This window comes from Candidatus Schekmanbacteria bacterium (assembly GCA_003695725.1).
In the GTDB taxonomy this organism is placed as follows: Bacteria; Schekmanbacteria; GWA2-38-11; order GWA2-38-11; family J061; genus J061.
The window spans coordinates 1-10,951 of sequence record RFHX01000154.1 but is presented as its reverse complement, the minus strand read 5'-3'; the positions used below and the strand labels follow the sequence as shown (position 1 = coordinate 10,951).

11 protein-coding genes are annotated in these 10,951 nt (G+C 36.4%); 1 reads left to right on the top strand and 10 read right to left on the bottom strand.

Features of this window, described 5'->3' with window-relative positions; translation table 11 throughout:
- Window positions 1-84: 84 nt before the first annotated feature.
- Window positions 85-1,803, top strand: coding sequence for a tetratricopeptide repeat protein (locus D6734_06155; GenBank protein RMF95175.1), 1,719 nt, complete (start codon window positions 85-87; stop codon window positions 1,801-1,803).
- On the opposite strand, the gene D6734_06150 is transcribed toward D6734_06155, so the two are convergent.
- The 10 genes from D6734_06150 to D6734_06105 all read right to left on the bottom strand — a co-directional run bounded on the left by D6734_06150 (window position 1,793) and on the right by D6734_06105 (window position 10,869).
- Window positions 1,793-2,572 carry an energy-coupling factor transporter transmembrane protein EcfT gene (locus D6734_06150; protein RMF95174.1) on the bottom strand — a complete coding sequence of 260 codons (780 nt, stop codon included), beginning with the start codon at window positions 2,570-2,572 and terminating at the stop codon, window positions 1,793-1,795. The genes D6734_06155 and D6734_06150 overlap by 11 nt on opposite strands.
- Before the next feature lie 23 nt (window positions 2,573-2,595).
- Window positions 2,596-3,816, bottom strand: a complete 1,221-nt coding sequence (locus D6734_06145) for an ABC transporter permease (protein ID RMF95173.1) — start codon at window positions 3,814-3,816, stop codon at window positions 2,596-2,598.
- Window positions 3,817-3,818: 2 nt separating this feature from the next.
- A complete protein-coding gene (locus tag D6734_06140; protein RMF95172.1) occupies window positions 3,819-4,571 on the bottom strand; it encodes an ATP-binding cassette domain-containing protein in 753 nt (250 codons plus the stop codon).
- Window positions 4,572-4,602: 31 nt separating this feature from the next.
- Window positions 4,603-5,268, bottom strand: a complete 666-nt coding sequence (locus D6734_06135; GenBank protein RMF95171.1) for an alpha/beta fold hydrolase — start codon at window positions 5,266-5,268, stop codon at window positions 4,603-4,605.
- The gene (locus D6734_06130; GenBank protein ID RMF95170.1) at window positions 5,261-5,926 is read right to left on the bottom strand and encodes a YceI family protein; all 666 of its coding nucleotides are present in this window, start codon (window positions 5,924-5,926) and stop codon (window positions 5,261-5,263) included. Before D6734_06130 ends, D6734_06135 begins: the two co-directional genes overlap by 8 nt.
- Window positions 5,881-6,978 (bottom strand): hypothetical protein, encoded by a 1,098-nt coding sequence (locus tag D6734_06125; protein ID RMF95169.1) that lies wholly within the window; start codon window positions 6,976-6,978, stop codon window positions 5,881-5,883. Before D6734_06125 ends, D6734_06130 begins: the two co-directional genes overlap by 46 nt.
- A complete protein-coding gene (locus D6734_06120) occupies window positions 6,959-8,476 on the bottom strand; it encodes an NAD-dependent epimerase/dehydratase family protein (GenBank protein ID RMF95168.1) in 1,518 nt (505 codons plus the stop codon). The genes D6734_06125 and D6734_06120 overlap by 20 nt, the downstream gene beginning before the upstream one ends.
- A gap of 9 nt (window positions 8,477-8,485) precedes the next feature.
- On the bottom strand, window positions 8,486-9,661 hold the full coding sequence (locus D6734_06115) for a hypothetical protein (GenBank protein RMF95167.1): 1,176 nt from the start codon (window positions 9,659-9,661) through the stop codon (window positions 8,486-8,488).
- 130 nt (window positions 9,662-9,791) lie between these two features.
- On the bottom strand, window positions 9,792-10,559 hold the full coding sequence (locus D6734_06110; GenBank protein ID RMF95166.1) for a hypothetical protein: 768 nt from the start codon (window positions 10,557-10,559) through the stop codon (window positions 9,792-9,794).
- Complete coding sequence (locus D6734_06105) at window positions 10,546-10,869, bottom strand: hypothetical protein (GenBank protein ID RMF95165.1); 324 nt, start codon at window positions 10,867-10,869, stop codon at window positions 10,546-10,548. Before D6734_06105 ends, D6734_06110 begins: the two co-directional genes overlap by 14 nt.
- Window positions 10,870-10,951 lie beyond the last annotated feature (82 nt).

Sequence of the window (10,951 nt, the reverse complement as noted above, 5' to 3'; positions counted from 1 at the left end):
TCCTTTTACTATATACTTTGGAATGAATTTTTAATGAGCACATCTATAATGGCTTTGAAAAATCTTATTTGAAATTTTAGAACTGTGAACAGAAACAACCTAATTTATGTTTCAATTATTATCATCTTTGCATTTGTAAGTTATTGTTCATCCCTCAATTACGGTTTTACGAATTGGGATGTTCCTTCTCTTATCCTTGAAAACAAAAGGATCCAGACTTTTGATTTGTCAATGCTTAAAAATATTTTTACTAAGCCAACAGGGTATGACTATCTTCCCTTAAAAGAACTCTCTTATGCAATTGACTATAAGATATGGCAGAAAAATGCCTATGGCTATCATTTGACGAATCTGATCCTTTACCTTCTAATGCTCATAGTGGTTTATTATTTTTCACTGCTTATTACAGGGGAAAGAACTGTCTCTTTTTTCGGTTTATTCCTTTTTGCCCTACATCCTGTACATATTGAACCAGTCTGTTGGATAGCCGGCAGAAAGGATTTATTGAGCGGAATCTTTATCTTTTTAAGTCTTCATCTGTTTTTAAAATATTTTATAGAGAAGGATAAAAAAAATTCTTTCCTTTTTTATTTATTGTCTCTTTTCTTTACCATCCTTGCTCTAATGTCAAAACCTATTTCCGTACTTATTCCTTTTTATCTCGTTCTTCTTCTTTTCTTTAAGATTGGTTTGTCGGAATCGGATAAAAAATATCCATATAAAGCGATAATACCTCACTTCCTCCTTTCAATTTTTGCAGCCCTATTGACTGTTATTGTGGGAATCGAGAAAACCACAGTTAAGGAATGGACTATGGCAAAGAGTATTGAGGCAGTTGTCAACTATCCGTTGCTGCTTTTCTGGTATGCAAAAAAACTTTTTTTCCCTTTCAATCTTAGCCCTCTTTATGATGAAGCTGATTACAGCACTTTACCTCCGCTTTCGAGGATTTTATTATTCATTCTATTTGTGGCAATTCTATGTATCATATTGAAAAAATGTGACAATTTTTCAAAATTTTTTACTTCTTTATTTGTTGTCTCCTTTTTACCTGTTTCAGGAGTGGTGCCGATAAGTATTTCAAAGGCGGACAGGTATCTCTTTATTCCATCATTCGTTCTTTTATGTGCGGCAAAATTTCTCTTTGAATACGGAGAGAAAGAGGAGAGTGTATTTTCATATAAAATTGACAGAAATAGAAAAATCCTTTCAGCATCCATTTTTTTCATATCTCTCTTATTTCTTCTTTTATCTGTGAAGCATTCTTCCATTTGGAGAAACAGCCATTCCCTTTGGGAATATGCAGCAAGCCGATATCCAGAAGTTTCTGCAATAAGAAATAATCTCGGCAATGTGTATTTTGAGGAAGGCAAATTTGCAAAAGCAAAACTTGAATTTTTAAGGGCAATATCCTTAGACGAGAAGAATTGGAAAGCCCATTCAAATCTCGGCGAAATTTTCAAAAAAGAGGGAAATATAGATATGGCGATAAAGGAATTTGAAAAAGCCTTGTCGATTAATGATAGAAATGAGGTTATATTGACGAGTCTTGGAAATATTTACAGAAAAAAAGGATTGGTTAGAGAATCGGAGAGACTCTTGAGAGATGCTCTTGCATACAATGAAGATTACTTTCCTGCTTATGCAGGTCTTGCAGGAACACTGGTTGCACAAAGGAGATATGATGAGGCAAAAAAAATCCTAAAGGAAGCCGTAAGAAGGGGAATTGCAGATAGACGAGTTGATTTTATGCTCAATATTATTGAAAGAGAAAGTGCAAAAGGAGATGTCATCAAGAAATAATGCCGCTTAAATTTCCCTTCCCCCCTATTTTAAGCAAAACTCCAATAACGAGAAGAATAAAGGTTGCAGAGGCGTAGATAATGTCATTACTTCCGAATTTCAACTGTCTGTAAAAAGTTCTTTTGCTTTTAATGGAAAATCCTCGTGATTCAAGGGCAAGAGAAAGAGTGTCTGCACTTCTCAAAGTAAGGAGAAATACAGGACCTAAAAGGGGAACAAATTTTTTTATCCTTTCGATTATATTTCCTGTAAAAGGGTCAAAGCCTCGTGCTTTTTGTGCTTGAATAACTGTTATTGCAGTGCCGATGAAAGTTGGCACAAGCCTCAGAGCAGTCGATAAGGCAAATCCCACTCTGTATGGGATACCTAACTTTATCAAACCAAGGCTTAAATCTTCATTCCTCGTCGTGGTCAGAAATATTATTCCTGCGATTATCATTGAATTTATTTTTAAAGCCGCTGAGATACCGTAAAGAATAGATTCTTTACTGATATTCCAAAAGATTTTTGTTTCTCCATCAATTGAAAAAGTCCATATGATTATCGATAGAATCGAGATTATGACTATCAGTTTCCAGATTACCTTGATATTTACCAATGCTTTCCCAATCAAGCCATAAATTAGTATGAGAAATAGTATTGTTGCGTTATAGATTGGATTTTGAAAGAGAAGTGAAAGAATGAAGGAGGAAATTAGAACAAAAATTTTGGTTCTCGGGTCTAATTTGTGTATAGGTGAGCCGCTATCCTTGTAAAGAAAGTAATCCATATCAATGGCTATTTTTACTTAATTTAAAGCAGCCGCCTTTCATCCCAGTTTGAGAATATTATCATACCGACAATTAAAGCTATAATTCCGTATGAATAAAGTCCTATAAGATAATAGAGCGTATCTGATATTTCCTTTCCTCTCAACATAAAATTGTAAAAACAATTCATTCCCCAAGCAGGCATAGCAAGAAGAGATAGTTTTTGCATCCATGCCGGCTCGATGAAAAGAGGCCACCAACACCCTCCAAGACCTGCAAGAGTCAATATGGTAAGCGTTCCAAGGGAGCGCGCCTGCTCTTTTGTGTTGCTTACGCTCGACACTAAGAGTCCGATTGAAGCGGACGAAAAAGAGATTCCCAAAATAGCAATTGAAAGTCCAAGAATAGAATTTCCAAGAGACATATCAAAGACAAAATAACCAAAGCCAAAGAGAATCATCATCTGTATAAAGCCGGTAATTATTTTTGATATGAGCTTGCCATATAAAAGAGAGCTAAATCCTGCCGGCGATGAAAGAAAGCGTCTCATTGTGTTGTCTTCATCTCTTTCTTTAAAGATGCTTTCCGAAAATCCATAGAGCATTCCGAACATTGCAAACATAATGCTGAAGCCGGGGACGTTTTGGTCAAAGGAACTCAAATTTTTTTTTATTTCTGTCAGATTGACTTCTTCGATTGAAATAGATGTTTTTGCTCCTTGTTCAATAAGATTTCTGACTTTTTTTTCTATAAGAGACGGGTTTAAAGAAAGGAGAAGGGGAAGTGTCGATGAGCGCATTGTTTTAAGTTTCCCAATGGCAAGGGAAAGGCGAAGCTCAAATTCTTTCAACGCGCTTCTTATAGTAGAAATTTCAAGAGCTTTAGCAGGATCTGTAATCAATTTTATTGAAGGCGTGCCGGCGCTTATGCAGTTTCTGGAAAACCCCTCTGGGATAATGATTGCGGCAGCTGCCTTGTTGTCATCTTTTACAAGTCGGTAAGCGTCTTCTTCCGAGACTATTTCGACATTGAAAAAACCGCTTTTCTTGAGCATTTCAGGAAGAATTGCCGAGAATTCCCTTTTATCATTGTCTGCAATGGGCAGATAGATTTTTACATTTGTACCAGCCCTGCCGTAGAGTCCGCTTAAAGCAAGCCCTGCAACAGAAATTACGACTATGGGCACAGCTGTCATAAGAATAAGCGATGTTTTATCCCTTACGAGAAGTTTGAGCTCTTTGATGATTATATGGAAGATTGTCATCTTTAATCCCGCAATTCCTTTCCTGTGATATGGAGAAATATCTTTTCCATATCTATGTGCTCGAGGTTGAGCTTTTCCGCAAACAAATCCATATATTCTTCGATTGTGTGCACCATTAAAATTTTCCCTTTGTCCATTATGGCGATTCTGTCGCAAAGTGTTTCTGCCTCATTCATATAATGAGTTGCTAAAAGTGATGTAACCGATTGGGACTTCAGCATTTTAATCATTGAATAGATATGCTCACGCGACTGAGGGTCAACCCCTACTGTGGGCTCATCGAGGAATAGCAAAGAAGGTGAATTAACAAGGCCGCACACAAGGTTGAGGCGTCTTTTCATACCACCTGATAGTGATTTGACTCTATCCTTTGCCCGTTTTTCCAATCCTGCAAGTGAAAGAAGTTCTTTTGTCCTATCTTTTGATTCTCTACCCTTGATGCCATAGAGTCTTGAAAAAAAGATAAGATTTTCTTCACAGGTCAATTCACTGTAAAGGGAAATATCCTGAGGCACAACACCTATGTGCTTTTTATAATTTTCTGGATAATAGCTGTTACCATTTTCAATTATCTCGATAGTGCCTTCTTCTTCCTTGAAAAGAGAAGACAAGATAGATATGAGTGTAGTCTTTCCTGCCCCATTGGGACCTAATAACCCAAATATTTCACCATCATCGATTTGTAAACTCACTCCCCTAAGGGCAGGATTCCCATCATAACTCTTTTTTAAATTTTCAATCCTTAATAAAGGCATTTTTTTTAAACAATTTCAAAGCGGATATATTCTATTGAGAGATAAAACTTAAAGATATTTCAGCAATTTTATCCTCTTTCCCTCTATAAAAATGGTCTTCACCTCTGATTAATTCTATTTTAGCATCGATTGAGTGTTTCTTTGTAAATAATTTTAATTCATCTTCATTCAGACAGATATCATTTTCAGCAAGAATAAAAAGAATTTTTCCACCAAATTGCGCAAGCTTTGAATAATCATAGAAGGAAAGGGGAGGTGATATCAAGACGATATGAGAAACATTTTGCTTCAAAGATAACTCTGCGGCTATTTTTGTCCCAAAAGAATATCCGACAAGAATAAGACTTTTAGCCGATGAGATATTGATTATCTCTTCTGCCGCAAGATTATTATCAGCGATTATTTTTGTAAAATCATTCTTTGAATCAAGACTATCCCAATAATCGAAAAGAGAGATATCTTTATCCTCCATCTCACTTTTCCCAACTCCTCTATAGTTGAATCTGGCAGTAAAAAAGCCATTTTTGACAAAGGCATTTGAAAGTGCGGTTATTACATTATTTTTTATATCTCCCCCCAATTTAGGATGGGGTGGGAATAAAAGGATGGCAGAATCGTTTTTTGTCTTTTCGCTATAGGAGATTATCCCTTCAAGATGTATGCCGTCATTTTCTACGAAGATATTTTCTTCAAACATTTTCTCTCAGTCCATGGATGTGAATTTCCAAGTCGATTCTATCTTTAACTCGCAGAAAGAAGAGAAATGATGATGGTTTTATATTGAAGTCTTTCAAGGATAGTGGCACATTTGCATGCAAATTGAAGTCCTTTTCAGTAATTTCAACATCTGCAGGAAAAGTTATTTCCTTTGTGACTCCATGTATTGTGAGTTTTCCAGATATGCTTACTAAATAATATTTATTGCTTTCATCAGGTTGCTTTAAAATGGAAACATCTTGTAGTTCGAAATCAATGGTAGGATATTTGTCTGCCTCCATATCTTCAAGCATATTGGCTGTCATTTTTTCTTTTTCACATTTCATAGATTTCACTTTTACCTGAAAATTCCCTTTGGGATTCCTATCGATATTTTCAGTGTCTCCTTGTGCAAATCCGGATATTTCAGTCGCTTCACCTTCAAATGAATGAAGTGTAGATTTCCCTTTGAATATTATTTTGCTTGTTGCTGAATCGAAATTATAACGTACTGTTTCGCTTGAAGCAGATGATAGAATAAAGAATGAAGATAGAAAAAAGACAGATAGAGAAAGAAACAAGGATATATTTGTTTTAGTTTTCCTCAATTTTTTCAATATAACCCCTCCCTTAATGTTGCCTCCTTCAACTCCGGAGATGTTTTTGGATTTTTAATTCCGTCTTGACTGCCAATATCCCAAGTTGAAACCTTCAAAGGTAAAGCCCTTTCTGCTTCATCCCTTTCTATTAAATTTGGCAGAAAAAGTGTTTCATCCAAACGGTGTATCATTACTCTGCCTCTTTCACCATATTCTACCTCTTGAAGCTTTGCAGGGCCATTATTTTTGGAAAGTTTGATTATCTTTATTATGATTCTCGGTCCCGGAGGATAATAAACAACATTGAAATTCCTATCTGGCGGAGATATTTCGAGAGTCAATCCAAAAAGTGTATTCCCGTAACCCGGTATGATTACTGCAGATGAATAAAGGGAAGTTATCTTTTCGTAGATGTCTGGCATAAGCGGCATCCCCCCAAGATGTATTCCCCTTATTTTATTTCTTTGCGAAGGCGAAAGCTCTTCAGCTATGGAAAGTGCAATATCAGGTGTTGTAAATAATACGCCAATTTCTTGTGTTGATAGAATTCTGAGACATTGTTCAATTATATGGGATTTATATCTTTTGAAAGGCATCGAATTGGGAGAAAATTTTTTTATCCATCGGGGGTCGAAATCAATGGCAAAGGGTGTCATTGTACCGAATCGCGCAGCCATTTCCATAGCTGAGCGATGAATTATATGAGGCCCTGAAGGAGCGGCAAAAAGCCAATTAAGATGCCCCGGAAAGTTTCTTTGCACTGCAGTTATATAAAAAAATTCTGAAAATGCTTCCCTAAATTCGGAGAGGGAATAAGCCGTGTGTTTAACAGTTCCTGTCGTACCTCCGCTTTCAGCTGTGATAATTTGTGATTTATTTTTTAAAAGGATTCGAGGAATAAATTCTTCAATAGGGTATTTAGCCAAAGCGGTTTCATCCATTGGACCTAATAAAAGGAGGTCATCGATACACTCTATTTCTTTTTGCACATCGATTCCCAACTTCCGTTGGATATTTAGCCAGTAAGGAGCGCCTTCTTCCTGATGGAAGTGGATTGATAAAATATAACGAAGCCATTCATTTTGACTTTTATTATGCCATTTGTAATTCATTTAATTCACTGCTGAAGATTGAAAAAAATTTTTCAAATACCGTTGAAAGAGAGAGTGCATCGAGCAAAGAGCCGTCGATGTGAACGAGTTTTTTGAAGAATGCTTCTTGAGGTCTGATTTTTGATAGAAGAAGGTCGGTAAAAACATTGGAAGATAAAGTAAATTTAAATAGCCCTTCTTTTGGAGAATTGATTTGGAAACTAATTAACTTTCCTTCTTCTACACTTATGAAATAATTCGTATTTATATCTTCAAGGCAGAGGACGAAGTCTTTTGTCAATGTTTTGAGGTTTGGTATAATTCTCGTCCCAACAGCCGACTGCATCCTGATTTCAAATAACTGAATAAATGCGTTTTTCTCCTTCTTTGAGAAGGAATTTTTTTTGAGGAAATAATCAATAATTTTAAAGTAGTAATCCTCATCGAGATTTGGAAAAGCAATTCCCCTTTCTTCAAGAATTGAAAGAGTATACATCGATGCAAGCAATGGCTCATGGAAAAGATATGAGCGATAGGTTTTCATTGCCTTTTTAAGCATGGTTTCTGTTTTCGAGAGTTTGTCTTTATTCTCCTCCAATAGGTCCACGAGTTTCAGCGGTTTCAAAGAGAGAGCTTTATGGAATAACTTATTTAGTTTCGAGAATGTTGGCGGATTGGGATTGGTTATATGAAATGTTTCCAATCTATTCTGCCTTTTCGACAGGATTAAGGCGGCAATGGCTTTAGATGCATAATCGGCAGGTATTATATTCTTTGTCGTATTCTTTGAGCATTCAAATCTTATTTCATCACTTATCTTTTTATTTCTGATTCTTGATGCAATTACATTTATGACCTTCAAGTATGAATAGAGGGTATTGAAGTTGAAGGTTTTTCCTGATAATGTATCGCCCATTATGATTGAAGGGCGAAAGATTGTGACAGGAATTTTTGTTGCTTCACTGAATTTCCTTACTGCTTTTTCTGCTTCAAACTTCGATTCTTCATAGGCATTTTTGAATTGTTGATTGACATTGAAGTCTGATTCAGAAAAGATCCCGTTATAATTGCCTGCAATGTAAGCTGTGCTTATATGATTGAAATGGAGTGCTGATACAGCTTTTGCTGTATTTAAACAGTTTTTTGTGCCTTCTAAATTGGTTTTGAATAAAGATTTTTTGTCTCTCGCTTCAAAGGATGTACATGCAGCACTGTGGATAAAAATTGGCGAGACATCTTTTAGAAGAGAAATTGCGTCCTTTTTCAAGCCCAAATCTTCAGCTTCTATGTCTCCATCTAATATTGTAATATTATTGAAAAATTTTCTGCATTCTGATGGTGACCAAAAAGAGATTTTTTTGATTACTCTTTCTTCGGCTTTTTCATCTTCTCTGCTTCGCGCAAGGCAGATAACATTGTAGCCGTTATTCACAAGCTCATAAGCAACCCTGCTACCAAGAAGCCCTGTGGCGCCAGTTATAAAGAATGTTTTTCTCATTTTATTTGTTTTCTGCTCCATTCTGTGAATCTATGAAATTATTTTTAAATGTTTCTTTGCTTTTGGTAATGATTCATTGGTCTTTTCTTCAATCAATGAGTTCAATTTTTCCCTCAGATTTTTTTTGTAAAGCTCCAATAACTTTTCATCATAGCTCAGTGCTTTTTTTGCATATACCTTGCAATGACTACAGGAATTGCATCCATCATCACATTTGTATTCCTTCAAGAAATGCATAATAAATCCATTAAGCCTCTTAGAGTCAAGGTAAATTTTCATTTCAGGAAGAATCTGATTGTCAGCTGTTTTCCTGAAGTTGTTCCAATGGCACCAGCCAAGAAGCGATATTAAGTCATTGCTGTGTCTTTTGTTTACATATGCATCTGCTAACTTCAAAAGTGTTTCAGAAGACGACCCTCTCCCTGCAAGTTTAATCCACTTTATACCTACATCCCTCAATATATCAATATCCGTTGGAGGTATCCAAGGAGATGCAAGAAACTCCCAAGGGGATTCTAATTTTTTCAGTGTGCAGGAAAGGAGATTGTATTGGTTGTAAGGCTTCTCATTCATAAAATAAGTCTTTTGGCTTCCATGCCCTGTATTATTGTAATGGTAAAATTCATATGTGCAGTGGTGAATGCAGGTATGGTTTGCTATTATTTCAATATCACAATTGACTGAATTTGAAAGCTTTTGAAGGAATTTGAAATTCCTGTTTTTGTCAGGGTCAACTATGATTCTTTTTACCCCCAAGCTTTCAAAGCGTTTTGCCATTTTTATATTCGAGATATAGCAAATTGAAGAAGCACAAATTTCAATGTGTGGAAATTTCTCCCTCACTATTTCCATAAGATAGGGAATTGTAATCACCATTCTTTCTATGCCGCAATCAGAAAGTTTTTGCAGAAGCTCCTCGATTTCTCTTCTTCCTTCTGCTGAATATTCTATGTTTCCAAGACAAGGCGCATTGACAAGATATGAAAATTCAATCCCGACAGATTTGAGCTCTTCTATGTGTGTCTTGATTTTGTTGAAATCCGGAGAGGGAAGGTATTTTGAAGGCCTTGCAGAGGCGAGAATTGAAGACTGCAAGCTTCCATAGACTTCCTTTATTTTTGGCGACGAAGAGGATGCAGTTGAATTTATTTCAGCCAATCCTTCTGTATATTTCTCGTCATATGTTGTTGGCAGTGTAATCTTCATTATTTGTCCTTAAATCTGAAATTTATAAATTGTTGCAGATACATTACTAAATTGTCCTTCATATATCAAAGAATAAGAGGAGGCAAAGAATGCCTCCTCCTGTGCGAGTTGCTTTTCATAAGTAAAAATTTTATTGAGGTGTCCCATTTGCCACCCAGTCGTCGATAGTTGCTACATCAGATGCTGACAAACCGCCTCCCGGGGGCATTATGCCGCTATCGACTGCAGTTTTCATTGCCGATGCATTGGCAACGGCATCTGAATATGTGTCAAGGCGCACTCCTTTTGCAGCATAAGATGAATTGTGACAAGATGTGCAGTTTGCAGAAAGAATAGCGCTTATATCGTTTGTATATGTAGGCGTTTGACTGCTGCCGCCGCCATTATTTCCGCCTCCGTTGTTTCCGCCTCCGTTGTTTCCACCACCGTTGTTCCCGCCTGTATTTCCTCCATTGGAGCAAGCCTTTTTGGGCTTTCTTAGATATTTATAGATTGCCTTTACTTGATTTTTCTTTAATACACCTTTGAAGGAGGGCATCGATGAACTGCTATCTGAATTGCTGTCGTTGTTTTCAACGCTTTCGTCTCCATCTTCTTCGTTTCCTTCATCATTGTGAGCCGCTCTTTCAGAGCTATTATTTTTACCTAACACTCTCTTCAAGAAACTTCTTTTGCTTTCCCTATTGATGTGGTGAATTTTTCCTTTATTGCCATGACAGGTTTGGCAGTTTGCCATATAAAGGGTTTTGCCTTTAGTGATTACTTTACTGCATTTTGAAATGGCAATCTTTGACAGAAAAAACGCCGACAGCAATAGGGTTACAGTTACTGCAAAAATTCTCAAAAACCTTTTCAACTTCATAGTTTCTCCTTTTGGTAAGAGGTTAAAAAATCTCATCTCTCACCCTGCATTTTGCTTTTTCTTTTATATGTTTATCAACCGACCAAGAGTCAGATTCTTTTTTAAAAAAAAGAAACGCAACTACCTGCATGGGGTCAGGAGGGTATCCGTTTATTAAATGCAGGCAGTTGCAATTTCTTTTTGGGTTGAGGAGGGTAGTAGATGTTTGTTGTCTATAAAAACATCCTCCGGAAACAGAGAAAAGATTTTCGTTCTTAATGCAGGGAGAGATACGAAAAGGGGTGCCAGAGTTTGATTGGCATTTCTCTGTCCGGAAGATGCGATTTTGTTTAGCTTTTTTCTTCATTTTATTATTCTCTTTTATTTAAAAAAACAGGACTAAATAAGTCCTCTTTATCATTGTCATTTTAAATATGCAAGAACTATGC